The sequence below is a fragment of the Rhodococcus sp. FH8 genome (assembly GCF_019266085.1).
Classification (GTDB): domain Bacteria; phylum Actinomycetota; class Actinomycetes; order Mycobacteriales; family Mycobacteriaceae; genus Rhodococcus_F; species Rhodococcus_F qingshengii.
The window spans coordinates 95,889-112,466 of sequence record NZ_LPNQ01000077.1; the positions used below are offsets into that span (position 1 = coordinate 95,889).

Here is a 16,578-nt window from a genome sequence, read left to right on the forward strand (position 1 = left end):
TGTGTTGCCAGGTACCTGCGCTTCGGCTTCAGCCTAGGGGAGCACATAATCTTCGTCATCGTGTGTTCCGTTAACAACCCCGCGCCCCAGCTCCCGATCATCGATTCGGGGGCGTTGACCCGATGCCGTCATCGGGTGCGTCTGGACGGGTTGTTTCCCGGGAAATCGGCTTCGGAGCCCGTCGACACCGGCGTCAAGCAGCGCCAGGATGCCGCGATCGCGAAGCGCGCGGAGATCGCCGAACTCGTGATCGGCGCTGCTCCCGAGCGTTGGGTGAAGATCAACCCTGATCAATCGGCGTCGGCTCAGGCTCGCGACACCTTGGCTGCCTGTGAGGCCGGCGCAGACCGGATCTGGGGCGCGGTCTTGCCGGTCGAGCGCGACACCGGACGCAAGGGCCGCTGCGAAATGCTGATCCGTGACGACGAGGGTGGCGGGTACATCCCCGTCATTGTCGTCAATCACAAGGTGACCGATCCCGGCCAGGGCGCGATCACCTCGGGGCTCTTCGAATGGGAGCCAGCGGCCGATCCCAAACGCAAGGTCCGCAGTCAGGTCCGCGATCAGATGCGCGTCGCGCAGGTCTATCGGATGCTCGAGCGTCGTGGGCTGGCGAGCCCGTCGCTGACGGCAGGCGCGATCGGATACAACGGAGACTGCATCCTCGTCCACGACCTCAGCGCGATTCTCGACGATTACGACAAGCGTTTCGCCGACCGTATCGCTGTGGCCCGCGGTGAGGTGCTGACGTCTCCGTCACAGGTGAGCGAGTGCAAGTCGTGCCCGTGGTGGACCGAATGCAAGCAGGAGTTGGTTCGCAACCGCGACGTCAGCCTGGTGGCTGTCGGATCGCGGGCCGAGCTTCTGCGCGACGTCGGCTGCAACACGATCGATCAGCTGGCCGCCTGGGACGGTGAGCCGCTCGAGGATTGGCCGCACGGAAATTTCGACGACGCAGTCGTGATCGCCAAGGCGTGGTTGGCAGATGCTCCGTTGGTGCGGCGGTTCGAGAAGATCTCGGTGACTCGGGCGGACATCGAGATCGACGTCGACATGGAGAGCTATCAGGAGCACGGCGCGTACCTGTGGGGGACGTTGCTCAATGTCGGTGGCTTCTCGATGTATCGAGGATTTGCGACGTGGGATCCGCTGCCGACGCGTGACGAGGCGCGGTCGTTCGCAGAGTTCTGGGGCTGGCTGATGGCGGAGCGTGCCGCGGCCGCTGCTTCGGGTAAAACCTTTGCCGCATACTGTTATTCGCGTTCAGCCGAGGACAAGTGGTTGTTGGACTCGGCGCGCAGGTTTGCCGGTGAACCCGGGATTCCGAGTAAGGACGAGATTCGCGAGTTCATCGACAGTCCGCAGTGGGTCGACATTTATCAAGCAGTGAGTGATCAGTTCATCTGCCCGAACGGCAAGGGGCTCAAGAAGATTGCGCCCGTCGCCGGCTTCAACTGGCGTGACGCCGAGGCCGGGGGTGAAGCGTCGATGGCGTGGTACCGCGAGGCGGTCGGCTACGACGGTGAGCCGGACGAGACGCAGCGGACACGCATCCTGCAGTACAACGAGGACGACGTCATTGCCACCAAGGTCCTCCGTGAGTGGATGACGGACCGCGCGGAGAAGGAAATTCCGCTGGCTTCCGAGTTGTAGTGCTGATCCGTTCTGTCGCGATTGTCTGAAACATCCTATTGAACAGTATGTTTCAACTCGTAGTTTCTCGTCATCGTGTGTCCGGAACCCGCATCCGCGCTACCTTCATCTGGTCGGCTCCACGATGGAGGGTGTTGCATGCTGAGCAGGCTGACTTCGAGTGCGAGCGACGCCGAACTGTCTGACGTCGAGCGGCGCGACCTCTTCGCACGCCAGATACTGCAGGTGACGACGGTCGCGCCACTGGCCAACATGGTCAATGTACTCAGCGTGTGCGCTTTGCTTGTGTATGTCGTACCCCCCGGTCACAACGAGTTTCGGGTGATCTGGGGTTCTGCGGCCTTCTTGGTCGTCCTCAATTCGGTGCGCGTCTGGATACCGCGAGTCGTCCTGAAGGGCCGGTACACGCCCAAACATACGACGAGGTACGACTACTGGGCGCTCATGCTCGAGGTGATCCTCCTTGGGCTTCTGCTTGTCGTTCTCGCCGCCGCGATGCTTCCCGTGACGGACAACTCGCGAAAGCTTGTGCTTATAGCGACATTCGCCGGAGTCATGGGCGCCGGCGCCGTAGCATTGTCGACGGTTCGGTCGATAGCGGTAGCGTGGATTCTGGTGCACAGCATCGGATTGCTCGTCGTTATCCTGCCCAAGAGAACCACGGAATACGCTGTCCTCTCGTTCCAGTTGGTCGTGTACTCGGTGACACTGATTATCGGCGTCGTGTACCTCTGGGCGTCGTTCCGAAGTCGTTGTCTTGCCGAGTTCGAGGCTGCTGCCGAGCGCCAGACGGTCAGTTTGCTTCTCGACGATTTCGAGGGTGGGTCACGCGACTGGCTGTGGGAAGTCGACACCACCGGGACGTTGTCGCACACCTCCGCTCGGCTGTCGCAGATCTCGGGAGTTCCCGTCTCCGACTTGCGAACCCTGTCGCTGCGCGGATTGTTGGATCGGCTCGACGTGGGTTCGACGAAGAGTGGCCGAGCCGCGGTCCAGGTCATCGGAGATCACCTCGACCGCCTCATGCCGTTTCGAGAGGTCGTCATTCCCGTTCGTGTCGACGGCGTCGACCGATGGTGGTCTCTGTCGGGTCATCCCAGGCTATCCGAGGCCACGGAGTTCGTGGGTTGGCGAGGCGTGGGCTCGGACATCACCGAGAAGTACAACTACGAGCGGCGAATTTTGTGGCTTGCTGCAACCGACGGACTGACCGGGCTCCCGAATCGCCGGACGTTCGGCTCGGAGCTGTCCGACGCGCTCGGCACCGTCCGAACCGGCGAGGAAGTCCTTGTCGGAATCCTCGACCTGGACAATTTCAAGTCGGTGAACGACACGTTAGGGCACCCTGTCGGTGACAAATTGTTGATTTCCGTTGCTGCACGGCTCAATCGGGTGGTCGACGGCGCCATGTGTGCGCGAATCGGTGGTGACGAATTCGGCGTCGTCTTGCGGGGAACAGGGGACGGCGGAGAGGTGTTCGCTCGCTATCTGGATGCATTGCGTGAGCCGTTTTACGTGCGGGGGAATCGCATCGAGGTTCGTGCATCGATCGGCTATGCCGGCGCACCCGCAGATTCCGAAGACGCGGACACGCTTGTCATGTCCGCCGACCTGGCGCTGTATGCGGCAAAATCCGCCGGCAAGAACCGGGTAGGAAGATACTCACCGGTGCTGCGGGCGCGGGCCAGGGAGCGAGCATCGGCCCTGCAAGAACTTGGGCTTGCGATCGAGTCTCGGCAGTTCGAGCTGTACTACCAACCGCAGGTTCGTGCGGACACCGGCCGCGTCGAGGGTTTCGAGGCACTGCTTCGCTGGAATCACCCGGTGCGGGGCGTGCTTGCACCGCACATTTTCATCGATGTCGCGGAGGAGACCGGCCTGATAGTCCCTCTGGGGCTTCAGGTACTGAACATGGCGTGCGCCGAAGCCGCGACGTGGCCCGACGACACTTACGTGACGGTGAACGTCTCTCCGGTGCAACTGATGTCGTCCGGGTTCGGATCGGCCGTGAACGATGCGCTGGAGGCAAGCGGTCTTTCCGGCAAACGGCTTCAGCTGGAAATCACAGAGACGGGAGCAGTGGAGGAGCTTGCCGTCGCCGAGTTGGATCGCCTGCGTGCCACCGGAATTGCGATTGCCCTGGACGACTTCGGAACCGGCTATTCGTCTTTCGAGAGTCTGAAGAAACTGCCGTTGGACATCCTCAAGATCGACCGGTCGTTCATCACCGAACTGAGCGAGGGTGATTCGGCAGTTGTCACTTCGGTGGTCGAGGTGGCGAAGGCGCTCGGTATGCAGTCATTGGCGGAAGGCGTGGAGACGGCCGACCAGCTGAGGCTCTTGCTTACCGCCGGTTGCGAATTGGTTCAGGGTTACTACATCAGCCGACCGATGCCGGCGAAGGAAGTGGCCGAGTACCTCAGCGCAACTGCCCACTCCAACGGTGGGTATTTTCATTCGTTCTGACAACTGTGCGCCTTTATTAACCGCGGGCGGTTAATAAAGGCGCACAGCAGGGAGGTTAGCGCGGCGCCATGCGCAGTGCGCCGTCCATGCGGATGGTCTCGCCGTTGAGGTAGTCGTGCTCGACGATCATCTGCGCGAGCTGCGCGTACTCGGACGGCTGGCCCAGGCGCGACGGGAACGGAACGCCGGCCTCGAGGCCCTTGCGGTACTCGTCGGTGACGCCTGCGAGCATCGGGGTGTCGATGATGCCGGGAGCGATCGTGTTGACGCGGATGCCGAACTGCGCAAGGTCACGGGCAGCCGGAACCGTCATGCCGTGCACGCCGCCCTTGGAGGCGGAGTACGCGATCTGGCCGATCTGGCCTTCGAAGGCAGCAACGGAAGCGGTGTTGATGACGACGCCGCGCTGGCCCGACTCGTCGACGGCCTCGGTCTTGGCGATGGCGTCGGCGGCCAGGCGCATGACGTTGAAGGTGCCGAGCAGGTTGACGGTGATGACCGTGCGGAACAGCTCGAGGTCGTGCGGACCCTTCTTGGACAGGATGCGTCCGGCCCAGCCGACACCGGCACAGTTGACGACGATGCGCAGCGGGGAGCCCGACTCGACGATCTGGTTGATCGCTGCTTCGACCTCTTCGCCGCTGGTCACGTCGGTGGGGATGAGGGTGACGCCGGCGGGGACGTTGTCGCCTGCGCGCTCGATCGACGCGGGCAGATCCAGGCCGAAGACGGTAGCGCCGGCGTCGGCGAGGCGCTTGGCTGTTGCGGCGCCGAGGCCTGATGCCGCTCCGGTGACCAGTGCTGCGGTTCCCTTGATTTCCACTTCGTGTGCTCCTCGAGTTAGCGATCGGTAAGGCGGTGGTACGTGTCGAGAACCATAACGCGAGGGTGTATGTGAGGGCGAACGCGCGAGACCCGCGTAGGGCTGAGTACCTTGGACGCGAGGTCTGAGAGCAAAGCACCGGACGAGAGGGGACCTGCGTGAGCAAGGCGCCTGTGCGTCCCGCCGCTTCTGTCGAGAATTTCGAGCGGTTGCAGCGCGACCCTCTCTTCGAAGATCTTGCCGAGCTGATTGCCGAGGTTCTCTCCTACGCGTTCGACGCTCCGGCCGCCGTCGAGATCGAACAGTGGACGATCAGTTGCCTGCCGTCGACCAACCGATCCGCGGAGCGCCATCGCTTGTTCACGCTCAATATCGGTCCGATGGAGATTCTGAGCGTCGAGTGCCATCTGGTCGGCGGTAAGCCGATCGAGCACGTCATGTCCGTGTACGTATCCAGTTCGGCACTGGAATCGCGAACCGGCTGCAGCATCGAAGAACTCGACGCCAAGCACGATCTGGTCGCCATCAGACGCACCGAGTTGGCGTCCGCCGACAGCGACGGGACCGTGATCGACTGCAGTCTCGAGGACTCGGATGCGTTGGAACAGTTTGCTCAACTGCCCGTCGACATGACGACGGTTCGTCCGCTCGCGGAGCATCTTGTTGCCAAGGGCAAGGGCCCATTTCGGCAGTATCACAACGCCGGGTTCGCCAAATATGTACTGGAAAGGTCGCTCGACCATGGTTGATCAGTTGCCCATCCGACTCCCGCGTGTGCTGCGAGACGGGGACGATGCCGGCGCGGTCGACGTGCTGCAGGAATATTTCACGAGGCCGCTCCGAAAGACCGGTTATCTCCGAACCGGTGCGTTGTGGGATTCCTGGGATCCCAGTGGCAATCGCGATCGTGATGCGAACATCTTCACCGCGGAAGATCTTGTTGCGGTGACGCTTCTGTCGGTTCAGGTTCCGGCGCAAGGAGCCTTCTTCCTGCTCGGGGAGAACAATGCCGAACTGAACCGACTCCTGGCGGACGTGGGCCCGGATCGCGATCTGTCGAACGAAGCCGATCCCTTCACTCCGGAATCTCCGGTGTGGCGGTTGGAGACGGCGCTTCGAGAGATTCACGGCGTCGGGCGAACCATGGCGTCCAAACTGATCGCGCGCAAGCGTCCGCGACTCTTCCCGATCTACGACGACGTCATCGGGCGGGAGTTGGGAACGAAGTCGGCCCACCTGGAACCCGTTCGCGTAGCCATACGGGAAGACGAGTTGCAGAGTCGACTCCTCGATCTACGTGCACGAGCAGGTCTCGACGAATCCGTTCCGGTCATCAGGGTGTTGGACGTGCTGGCGTGGATGCAGGGTAAGGGATACAAACCGGCACTCTAGCTTTCTTGTCGGTGGGTGGGTCTATTATCGAATGTATGTTCGATGATGGATTGACGAGCGGTGTGGGGACATCCGTCGATGACGGCCGTCCTGTCGTCGACCCACTCGTGTTACCGGACATGCTCTTTGCGACGGCGCAGAGCGAGAACATGCTAGCCGCGCAAAAGGTGCTCGGTGCATCCATGTTGTCGGAGTCGAGATTCAACGCCGAACTCGACGTGTCCGGTGATGTCGACAAGGCGTGGCGGATCGCGTGCAACGAGATCGCGGTCATGCTCACGTGCTCGCGTCGTACTGCCGAAGTCCACATCGAGATCGGTGATGCCCTACGGGAGTTCCTTCCGCTCACCAAGGCCGCCTTCGCTGCCGGCGAGCTGGACTATGCGCGTGTGCGCAAGATTGTCGACGGACTCACCGGGGCCGATCCGGAGGCGATCGCAGCACTCGAGCGCCGGGTACTTGCCTCGGCGCACCGTCTTCCGCCCGGGCAACTGGAGCGCGACATCGAGCGCCAGCTTTTTGCCTACGATCCGGATGCTGCCGCCGAACGTCGCCGGAAGATGCTGGAACACCGCGATGTTCGCACGCGTGCAGACCGTCACGGACTCGCCCAGTTGCAGGCAACACTCAGTGCGACCGAGGCCGTCGAAGCGCTTGGCCTGATCAACGAGGCCGCCGGAAGCGTCTGCAACCACGATCCACGAAATGTCTCGACCCGTAGGGCCGACGCACTGGTAGCTCTCCTGCACGGCGAACAGGGGCTGACTTGCCAGTGTGGCAGCGAAACGTGCGAGGCAGTATCCCCAGCAGCTCGATCGACTGCATCCTCACGTCGGAAGCCGTTGTTGCACATCGTGTGTGATCTGGCGACGCTCCTCGGATTGACGTCAGATCCCGCGAGCATCGACGGATACGGGCCGATCGATCCTGATTTTGCTCGCGAGCTCTCCGCTGATTCCACCTGGCAGGCCTTGTTCGTCGATTTCCGCGCCCAGGTCGCGGGGAATCGACCGCGTCGGCAGCATGCTCCCACTGTCCTGCCGCTTGTCACCCGACGTGATCGCCCAAGTCGCGAACCGAACGGCTGCGGGGATCGGATTCGGGCAATGCAACGGTTGGTCGCGCGATCCCCGGACATCGTTCGAAGATCGGATGGGCACGGCGCCCAGCACGATCCACCTCCCGGCGCGCTGACCTATGCTCCGGGAGCGGCTCTGGCCGCATTGGTGCGGGCCGTCGACGGTCACTGCCGGTTCCCTGGTTGTTCGGTGCCCGCGAACAGGTGCCAACTCGACCACATCACCGAGTTCGATCCTTCCGATCCGAGACGTGGTGGGTGGACCATTGCGAGCAACCTCCAATGCCTGTGTCGTCATCACCATCAGGTGAAGACATACAGGTTGTGGACGCCGGTGATGCTGGAGGACCGTGCCATTCACTGGACGGATAAAACCAGCGGGTTGACGGCTGTCACGGTTCCGGAGAGGCACTGACTTCGAAGATGGTCTCCAGACCGTCTTCTTCGTCCCACTGCTCACCGACTTCGTTGAAACCGTACTGGCTGATCAGATTTCGTGATGCGATGTTGTCCGGACTGATGGTCGCTCGAACGGTGTGTACTTCGGATTCGCGACTTGCGACGTCGAGAAGTATCTCGAGGGCGGTTCGTGCGTAGCCCTGACGCCGGAACGCCGGGTCGATGCGATATCCGACCTCCACCATCCCGCGCGCATCGGGGCGACCGTGGAATCCGGCCAACCCCACCGGCGTCGAGGTGCGGGCATCGACTGCGATGCGGGTGATCCACGCGCTGTCGAGGGGATTCTCTGCTATCTGCTTGCTCCGGTAGCGCCACAAGCCCTGGCATTCTTCGCCGAGGAGATACGGGGTCAGGAGGTTGGGTGCGAGTTCCATTGCAAGAGTGGCGTTGTCTTCACCCAGTGCGTGCAGGGCGAGTGATGGAACCTGGATCAGTTGAAGTCCCCGTCCGTCGAGTGTCCAGGGTAGTTCGGTGACTGTCACAGGTCGGCGATGGGGGTCGACAGCGTTATGTCGACACCGATGCTCCGGAGATTGCCGTCGAGGACTTGCCAGATGGAGCGTTCGAGGAATTCGGCCAATTCCGCACTGGTCACATCGGAACCCGGCTGGCTGAGCCAACGGTTGACGCTGACGTCGACCAATCCGATGACGCCGAAAGCCAAGGGCTCAGCCATCTTCGACGGTTTGCCACGGCTGGTGAGGATCGTGCCCAACAAATTTCCCAATTGGACGGCGATTGCCGTCTTGGTTCCGGTCACCACTTTCGAACCGGTGGCCCGCGTACTCGGCGAGCCCTTGCCTAAAAAGTGGTGCAGTCGTGGATATTTCACAATCCACTGGAGGTAGGTCTCGACGGCCCGTGAGATGGCCTCGCCGACGGTGCCCTGCGGCGTGAGAGTGGGGGCCAGGTCGGTCATCATCATCTCGAGGATGCGGACTCGCAGCTGCTCGTCGAGGTCGGCTCGATCCTTGAAAATCCGGTAGACAACAGAGCGGGGGACGTCGGCGCGCTCGGCGATCTGCTGGACGCCGACGTCGGCGCCACCTTCGTTGACTGCATCGAGTGCTGCGTCGAGGATCCGCGCTTTGCGCTGCTCCTTGTGATCGTTCCAGCGAGTGCTGCGCCCGTCGGGCTGCGCCGACTCGGCTGTTTTTGTCATAAATCGAACGATACTCACCCCGCCATTGACTGGACAAGATGTCTCACATACTTTGGTGGGACAGCGTGTCACACACAGATACCGTTCTCTTCAGGAGTGGCAATGAGTAACAGGGTTTTTGTCGTCGGCGTCGGCATGACGAAGTTCGAGAAGCCGGGAGCCCGCGAGTGGGACTACCCGGATATGGCACGCGAGTCGGGTACCAAGGCGCTCGAAGACGCGGGTATCGACTACACCGAGGTCGAGCAGGCATATGTCGGCTATGTCTACGGCGAGTCCACCGCAGGTCAGCGGGCTGTCTATGAGCTGGGTCTGACGGGCATCGCCATCGTCAACGTCAACAACAACTGTTCGACGGGATCGACCGCGCTCTACCTCGCCACGCAGGCGGTCAAGAGTGGCCAGGCCGACTGCGCACTCGCGCTGGGCTTCGAGAAGATGCAGTCCGGGTCCCTCGGATCCACCTACGACGACCGCGAACAGCCACTCATGCGGCACCTCCTCGCTCTGGCCGAGCTTCAGGAGTTCGCGATGCCGCCCGCTCCGTACATGTTCGGCGCCGCGGGCGTCGAGCACATGGAACGCTTCGGAACCACTGCCGAGCAGTTCGCGAAGATCGCCGTCAAGAACCACAAGCACTCGCTCAACAACCCGTACGCCCAGTTCCAGGACGAGTACACCCTCGAGCAGATCCTCGAAGCGCGCCAAATTCACGGGCCGCTCACCAAGCTCCAGTGCTCGCCCACCTCGGACGGATCCGGCGCGGCGATCATCGCCAGCGAAGCATTCGTCGAGAAGCACGGCCTCGCTGCTCAGGCGATCGAGATCGTCGGGCAGGCCATGGTCACCGACATGAACAGCACTTTCGAGGACAAGAGCGCCATCAGCCTCGTCGGCGCAGACATGACCCGCAAGGCCGCCGAGAAGGTATACGCCCAGGCCGGGATCACCGCCGACGACGTCGACGTCATCGAACTCCACGACTGCTTCTCCACCAACGAGTTGCTGACCTACGAGGCGCTCGGACTGTGCGCCGAAGGTGACGGCGGCAAGCTCGTCGACGCCGACGACACCACCTACGGCGGACGCTGGGTGGTCAACCCGTCCGGCGGCCTTATCTCGAAGGGCCACCCCCTCGGAGCAACAGGCCTCGCGCAGTGCGCCGAACTCACCTGGCAGCTCCGCGGAACCGCGGACAAGCGTCAGGTCGACGGCGCGAAGGTCGCCCTCCAGCACAACATCGGACTCGGCGGTGCAGTTGTCGTGACCGCATACAAGCCCTACGCACGCTGAATCACACCCTCAACCCGCTAGCTACCCACTAGGAGTTTCATCATGGCTTCCGTTTCCGTCTCCGCTGTACTGCCCGCATCCCCCGAGAAGACCTGGGATGCGCTCTCCGACCTGTCGCGCTGGGAAGAGTGGCTCACCATTCACCAGGGCTGGAAGAGTGAACTCCCCACCGAGGTCGCGTTGGGCGCCAAGTTCACCGAGGTCGTCTCCGTGATGGGTATGGCCAACAAGATCGAGTGGACCGTCGAAGAGGTCGAGGTTCCGAAGATGGTGAAGATCGCCGGAACCGGAATGGCCGGCGTCACCGTCGAATTCATCCTCTCGGTCGAGGCCGACGGTGCGGGCTCGAAGGCAACCGTCGACGCCAGCTTCAAGGGCACCATGATCGTCGGGCCGATCGGCAAGGCAGTCGCCAAGAACGCCAAGGCTGATCTCGAGGCCTCGCTGGCGAAGTTCGCCGAGCTGGTCGGATAACGCTCGATGACGACACCGAAGATCAACGCGGTCGAATTCGATACTTCCGGACTGGATGTATGGACTGATCCGGAGCACTTCGAGGTGACAGCCGAGCGTATCGCCGAATACGCCGCTGCCACCAACGATCCCATCGAGCGACATCTGAAGGGCGAGATCGCTCCGCCGGTCTTCGCGGTGGTTCCCGTCTTCATGTCGATGGCACCCGCTGCGCTGTCGGTGGCGCCGGTCGAACTGCTGATGAAGCTCGTTCACGGTGAGCAGGACTTCCTGTTCCACCGTCCGATCTACCCTGGCGACCATCTGGTCGCTCGCGCCAAGCCCATCGGATTCGAGGGCCGGGACAACGGGTCCACCGTCGTCATCTACGTCGAAACCAAAACCGACAAGGGTGAATTGGTCAACGAGCAATGGATGACAGCGTTCTTCCGCAAGGTCGACGCGGGCCCCGGACTGGGCGAGAAGGCTCCCGAACACCGATTCGACGACGCTCTTCGCGCTGGTAGTCCCGCAGCGGTGGTGAATCAGCACATCGACGAGGACCAGACGTTCCGGTACTCACCGGCTTCCGGCGATCCGATGCCGATCCACCTTGACGAGGAGATCGCTCGGATGTCCGGGCTCCCCGGAATCATCAACCACGGACTGTGCACGATGGCGTTCACGTCGTGGGGAGCCCTGACCGAACTGGCAGGCGGCGAGACCGAGCGGTTGCGCCGTCTCGCAGTGCGATTCGCGAAGCCTGTGCTCCCGACCCAGGACATCGAGACGGTGTTCTACAAGTCGGGTTCGGCAGACGGAGCCACGTCGTACTCGTACGAAACCAGCGCGGTCGGTGACCTGGTCATCAAGGACGGCCTCGCGGTCATCGCCGACAAATGAGTCTTCATGTCCGACAACTGAACTGATGGGAATTTGAACTGATGGGAAGTCTCGACGGTCGCGTAGCGATCATCACCGGAGCAGGACGCGGCATCGGCCGTGAGCATGCGCTGCTCTTCGCTCGTGAGGGTGCGAGCGTCGTGGTCAACGACCTCGGCGGCGCAAACGACGGTTCCGGTGCAGATGCCGGCCCCGCGCAGCAGGTAGTCGACGAGATCGTTGCCGCAGGCGGCAAGGCCGTTGCCAACACCGACAACATCGCCACCTGGGACGGTGCCGAGGGCCTCGTCAAGCAGGCCGTCAGTGAGTTCGGCCGACTCGACGTCCTGGTCAACAACGCTGGCATTCTTCGTGACGCCTTCATCGCGGGTATGGACGAGAGCCAGTGGGATGCAGTCATTGCCGTGCACCTCAAGGGGCACGCAGCGACGCTGCACCACGCTGCCGCGTACTGGAAGGACCAGAGCAAGGCAGGCGAGACCGTCAACGCTTCGGTCATCAACACCGCTTCGGCTTCGGGTACCTTCATGCCCAACGCGGGCCAGGGCAACTACGGCGCCGCCAAGGCGGGCATCGCAGCCCTGACTCTGGTGGCCGCTGACGAGCTCGATCGATACGGCGTGCGTGTCAACGCTATTGCGCCGATCGCGCGTACTCGGCTGACGCTGGCGACACCCGGTATGGGCGCGTTGTTCGCCGCCGAGGTCCCCGAGGGTGAGTTCGACGCGTTTGCGCCGTCCAACATCTCCCCGCTGGTGGCCTATCTAGCGGCAGCGGACTGCAAGCTGACCGGCAAGGTGTATGCCGTTCAGGGTGGGGCCATCACGGAACTCGCCGGCTGGCACGGTGTGAACACCATCGAGAGCGAGGGTCCCTGGACCACCGCCGACCTCGCAGAACGACTGTAAGCGCATGGCACGCAACGCATACGAACTCGGTCTCGGGCTGAGTGAGGAGCACACCGCGCTTGCAGATTCGGTGCGCTCCTTCGCCGAGCGCACCATCACCACCGAGCAGGTGCGCGCGGCCGTGGAGTCGCGGACCGAGGACAAGTTCCCCCAGTTCTGGACGGCGCTCGTCGGGCAGGACCTTCTCGGGCTCGCGGTTCCGGAAGAGCAAGGTGGTCACGGCGCCGGCCTGCTGACCTTGGCAGTGGCACTGGAAGCATTGGGCCGCACAGTCTCTCCCGGCCCGTTCGTTCCGACGGTATTGGCAAGTGCCGTTCTCGGTGTCGCCGATTCCAAGGCGGGACCCGAGTTCCTGCCCGGTCTGATCGACGGAAGTCGTACGGCAGCAGTCGCCTTGGGTGCACCGTTGGCGGCCGAGTCGTCGGACGGTGGGTACAAGATCACGGGCGCACTCGACGGTGTGCTCGGTGGTGAGCACGCCGACGTACTGCTGGTTCCGATCCAGTTGCCCGAGGGCGTTCGCTACGCGGTGCTCGAGAGCAGCGCAGTCGCGATCACCGTTCAGGACAGCATCGACGTGCTGCGCGGTAGTGCGCGGATCGAAGCTGACAATGTTCAGATCAGCGCCGAACGGATACTCGACGGTCTCACCGAGGCGCGGGTACGGTCCATTGCCGCAGTCGTTCTCGGCGCCGAAGACGTCGGCGTCATGTCCTGGTGCGTTTCCACTGCGTCGGAGTACGCCAAGACACGCGTGCAGTTCGGGCGACCCATCGGCCAGTTCCAGGGCGTCAAGCACAAGTGTGCGCAGATGGGCATTGCGCTCGAGCAGGCACGCGCCGTTGTGTGGGATGCGGCAAGCGCATTGGACAAGGGCGACGACACGGCAGATTTTGCCGCCGATATCGCAGCAGTCATCGTGCCGGACGCCGCAGTGCAGGTAGCGCAGGATTGTGTGCAGGTCCACGGCGGCATCGGCTTCACGTGGGAGCACGACGCCCACCTGTACTACCGGCGCGCGCTCTCGATCCGCGGCATTCTCGGCACCCGCGAGGATCGAGCCAATCGTGTTGCGCAGCAAGCACTTGACGGTGTCAGCCGGGCTTCGGTTCTCGAACTGCCGCCGGAGGCAGAGGAGATCCGCGGCGGCATCGCGGCCGAGCTTGCCAAGTTGGTCGAGCTCGACGAGGACGACCAGCTGATCGCGCTCGGCGACGGCGGCTGGGTTCAGCCGCACCTGCCGAAGCCGTACGGGCGCAGCGCCGCTCCGCTCGAGCAGATCGTCATCTCCCAGGAGATCAAGGCTGCCGGTATCTCGATGCCGCAGCTCCTGATGGGCACCTGGGCCGTGCAGGCCGTCGTAGCGCATGGTTCGGACAAGCAGAAGCAGGAATTGGCAGTACCGACCCTGCAGGGTGAGCTGGTGTGGTGCCAGCTCTTCAGTGAGCCCGGTGCTGGTTCCGACCTCGCATCACTGTCGACGAAGGCCGAAAAGGTCGACGGCGGTTGGAAGATCACCGGTCAGAAGATCTGGACCACGGTTGCTCAGTTCTCCGACTGGGCAATGCTGATCGCCCGCACGGACGCCGGCAAGCCGAAGCATCAGGGCATCACCTACTTCGTGCTCGATATGTCGACACCGGGCATCACCGTCCGCCCGCTGCGTGAGATGACGGGCTCGGCGCTGTTCAACGAGGTGTTCCTCGACGACGTGTTCATCCCCGACGAGAACGTGGTCGGTGAGGTCAACGACGGTTGGAACGTCGCCCGGACGACGCTGGCCGGCGAGCGCGTCGCGCTCAGCCAGAAGATGGAGGCGTACGCCTCGGACTCCGATCTGCTGAAGTTCGCGAAGTCGGCAGACCTGAGCCCGATCGGACGCTACCGTGTCGGCGAGCTGGTTGCGGAGAGTCAGGCGATCGATCTCATCGGTTCCCGCGTTGTGCTCAAGCAACTTTCGGGAATCGACGTGAGTACGACGTCGAGCGTCGGCAAGCTGTTGGCGATGAAGATCAGCCAGTCGATCGCCGAGTTCGTCGTCGCCGAACTGGGTGCTGCCGGAGCGGTCAGCATCCCAGGTCAGCCAAGCGACAAGGCGATGGAGCAACTCATTTCGGGCCGTGCCACCACCATCTACGGTGGCACAACCGAGGTGCAGCTCAACGTGATCGGAGAGCGCATGCTCGGATTACCGCGAGACTGAGGGTATTTATCGGGTGGGGCTCAGTCCTGGATTCTTCTCCAGGGCTGAGCCTCTTCCAGTTCGAAGGCCAATTCGAGGAGCGTGCGCTCGTCGCCGAGATCGGCGGAGAAATGCGCAGCCAACGGCAAACCATTGCTGGTCTGATGCATCGGTAGCGAAATCGCGGGACCTCCGGAAATGTTGTTCAGTGGCGTGAACGATGTGTACGCGATCAGCTTGTCGAAAAGCTCCTCGAAAGGCTGAGCGGGAGAGAGGTATCCAAGCTCGGGGGTGGTGTGCCCCAGAGCCGGCGAGAGCACGACGTCGTACTTCAAGAACATGGCGCTGTACTGCTGCTGGAGCCGTCGCAGACGATAGAGCACGCGCGGCGTCTTCACCAGGTTCTTCCGGTACAGCGTGTAGAGGCCCTTGGTGAGATTGTCGGTGCCGGACTTGTCGAAGTCGGGTCCGAGCATTTGTTTGCCACCGGTGGAGATGGCAAACGACAGAAAGCCCCAGTAAATGCTGAAGTCGTCGATGAATTCGGGGCCGACGGGCAGTGCTGCGTCCTCGACATGATGGCCAAGGCTTGCAAGGAGTTCGGCCGTAGCTTCGACGGACTTGCGCGTCTCGTCGTCCGTCTTGGTGACGGTGACGGAATCGGCGATCACGCCGACGCGCAGGCGGGTTGAGCTGGGTCCTTCGATCAAGCGAACCGGTGCGAGTCGCGGATTGCGGTAGTAGTTCTCAGCCGCAGACATCCATCGTGCAGTGTCGCGAACAGTGCGAGTAACGGCGCCCTGGGCGATCAACCGGATCGGCATCGACTTGTCGGCCGGATCGGCGATGGTGCGTCCGCGAGTGGGTTTGAGTCCGACGAGTCCGCAGGCAGCGGCGGGAATGCGAATCGATCCACCGCCGTCGTTGGCGTGCGCGATCGGGAGTACGCCGGCAGCAACAAGCGCGGCTGCGCCTCCCGAGGAAGCGCCCGACGAGTACGCCGTATTCCACGGGTTGTGGACGGGTTCTTCCGTCATGTATTCGGTGGACGCACTGAACCCGAACTCGGGCAGTCGGGTCTTGCCGATCGAAATGGCCCCGGTGGAGAGGAACTGCTTCGCGAAATCGCTGTCGGCTTTGGCGGGGATCGCGGTGAAGGCGGTACTGCCCTGCTGGGTGGGAAGGCCGGCGCTGTCGGTGTTGTCCTTGATCGCGGTGGGGACACCGGCAAAGACGCCCTTGGCGGGCCGGTTGCTCCTGGCGAGGGCACGATCGAAATCAGTGCAGGCCAGACCGTTCAATTGCCCCTGCACTGCCTCGGCGCGGGCGATCGATGCCTCCATGACTTCCCGTGCGGTCACCTCGCCTGATTCGATCCGGGCGGCGACGCCGGTGGCGTCGAGGTCGCCCATGGCGTCGTCGGTGAAAGCGTGGATGGGGGTGTTCGCGGTCATGGGGATCCTTGTCAGGCGGAGGCACTCAGGTCGTCCGTCCAGCATATTGGACGGACGACCCCTGAGTGGCGCTATCTGTGGATTGCGGTATCAGCTACCGAAGATCGTCACTGCCTGCTCTGCTGCCTGCGGCGCCTGCTGGAACACTCCCTGTGGGATGAACTGCTGCGGAATGAACTGCTGGGGGCCTAACTGCTGGAAGTTCGTGACCATCGGGTGGATGACGTTGTTGAATACATCGTTGAACATGTGTTGTGTCCTTCGGTTACAGCGTTTTCGAACTTCTGACTCCATCGACACTAAGCACGGTTCTGACGAGTTTCAACGAAAATTGCTGATACACAGGCAA

15 protein-coding genes are annotated in these 16,578 nt (G+C 62.6%); 10 read left to right on the forward strand and 5 right to left on the reverse strand.

Annotation, left to right across the window (positions count from 1 at the left end):
- The first annotated feature begins 96 nt into the window (after positions 1–96).
- A complete protein-coding gene (locus tag ATN38_RS22165; protein WP_116058240.1) occupies positions 97–1,653 on the forward strand; it encodes a TM0106 family RecB-like putative nuclease in 1,557 nt (518 codons plus the stop codon).
- Between the two features lie 138 nt (positions 1,654–1,791).
- A complete protein-coding gene (locus tag ATN38_RS22170; protein WP_116057471.1) occupies positions 1,792–4,119 on the forward strand; it encodes a bifunctional diguanylate cyclase/phosphodiesterase in 2,328 nt (775 codons plus the stop codon).
- 55 nt (positions 4,120–4,174) lie between these two features.
- Here the strand turns inward: ATN38_RS22170 and ATN38_RS22175 are convergent, their stop codons facing one another.
- Positions 4,175–4,942 carry an SDR family NAD(P)-dependent oxidoreductase gene (locus tag ATN38_RS22175; RefSeq protein WP_003944195.1) on the reverse strand — a complete coding sequence of 256 codons (768 nt, stop codon included), beginning with the start codon at positions 4,940–4,942 and terminating at the stop codon, positions 4,175–4,177.
- A gap of 158 nt (positions 4,943–5,100) precedes the next feature.
- Between ATN38_RS22175 and ATN38_RS22180 the strand changes: the two genes are divergently transcribed.
- From ATN38_RS22180 to ATN38_RS22190, 3 genes are read left to right on the forward strand one after another with little or no spacing between them, the layout of a single operon-like run.
- Positions 5,101–5,691, forward strand: coding sequence for a hypothetical protein (locus tag ATN38_RS22180; RefSeq protein ID WP_042453246.1), 591 nt, complete (start codon positions 5,101–5,103; stop codon positions 5,689–5,691).
- Complete coding sequence (locus tag ATN38_RS22185; RefSeq protein ID WP_042453244.1) at positions 5,684–6,334, forward strand: DUF6308 family protein; 651 nt, start codon at positions 5,684–5,686, stop codon at positions 6,332–6,334. Before ATN38_RS22180 ends, ATN38_RS22185 begins: the two co-directional genes overlap by 8 nt.
- A 35-nt stretch (positions 6,335–6,369) precedes the next feature.
- Positions 6,370–7,827: an HNH endonuclease signature motif containing protein gene (locus ATN38_RS22190; protein WP_042453242.1), complete on the forward strand. Its 1,458-nt coding sequence runs from the start codon at positions 6,370–6,372 to the stop codon at positions 7,825–7,827.
- On the opposite strand, the gene ATN38_RS22195 is transcribed toward ATN38_RS22190, so the two are convergent.
- On the reverse strand, positions 7,805–8,356 hold the full coding sequence (locus tag ATN38_RS22195) for a GNAT family N-acetyltransferase (protein WP_042453240.1): 552 nt from the start codon (positions 8,354–8,356) through the stop codon (positions 7,805–7,807). The genes ATN38_RS22190 and ATN38_RS22195 overlap by 23 nt on opposite strands.
- Entirely contained in the window at positions 8,353–9,036 is a 684-nt protein-coding gene (locus ATN38_RS22200; RefSeq protein ID WP_042453238.1) for a TetR/AcrR family transcriptional regulator, read from the reverse strand. The genes ATN38_RS22195 and ATN38_RS22200 overlap by 4 nt, the downstream gene beginning before the upstream one ends.
- Before the next feature lie 102 nt (positions 9,037–9,138).
- Here ATN38_RS22200 and ATN38_RS22205 point away from each other — a divergent pair, with 102 nt between their 5' ends.
- Genes ATN38_RS22205 through ATN38_RS22225 form a run of 5 tightly spaced genes read left to right on the forward strand, consistent with a single transcriptional unit; the run spans position 9,139 to position 14,796 of the window.
- Positions 9,139–10,329, forward strand: coding sequence for a lipid-transfer protein (locus tag ATN38_RS22205; protein ID WP_042453235.1), 1,191 nt, complete (start codon positions 9,139–9,141; stop codon positions 10,327–10,329).
- 42 nt (positions 10,330–10,371) lie between these two features.
- Complete coding sequence (locus ATN38_RS22210; RefSeq protein ID WP_030535858.1) at positions 10,372–10,803, forward strand: SRPBCC family protein; 432 nt, start codon at positions 10,372–10,374, stop codon at positions 10,801–10,803.
- A gap of 6 nt (positions 10,804–10,809) precedes the next feature.
- Positions 10,810–11,685 carry a MaoC/PaaZ C-terminal domain-containing protein gene (locus ATN38_RS22215; protein ID WP_042453234.1) on the forward strand — a complete coding sequence of 292 codons (876 nt, stop codon included), beginning with the start codon at positions 10,810–10,812 and terminating at the stop codon, positions 11,683–11,685.
- Between the two features lie 41 nt (positions 11,686–11,726).
- Entirely contained in the window at positions 11,727–12,593 is an 867-nt protein-coding gene (locus tag ATN38_RS22220) for an SDR family oxidoreductase (RefSeq protein WP_007735961.1), read from the forward strand.
- A gap of 4 nt (positions 12,594–12,597) precedes the next feature.
- Complete coding sequence (locus ATN38_RS22225) at positions 12,598–14,796, forward strand: acyl-CoA dehydrogenase (RefSeq protein WP_042453232.1); 2,199 nt, start codon at positions 12,598–12,600, stop codon at positions 14,794–14,796.
- Positions 14,797–14,816: 20 nt separating this feature from the next.
- Here the strand turns inward: ATN38_RS22225 and ATN38_RS22230 are convergent, their stop codons facing one another.
- On the reverse strand, positions 14,817–16,229 hold the full coding sequence (locus ATN38_RS22230) for an amidase (protein ID WP_218748682.1): 1,413 nt from the start codon (positions 16,227–16,229) through the stop codon (positions 14,817–14,819).
- 90 nt (positions 16,230–16,319) lie between these two features.
- Positions 16,320–16,478: a hypothetical protein gene (locus ATN38_RS22235; RefSeq protein WP_003944172.1), complete on the reverse strand. Its 159-nt coding sequence runs from the start codon at positions 16,476–16,478 to the stop codon at positions 16,320–16,322.
- Between the last annotated feature and the right edge of the window lie 100 nt (positions 16,479–16,578).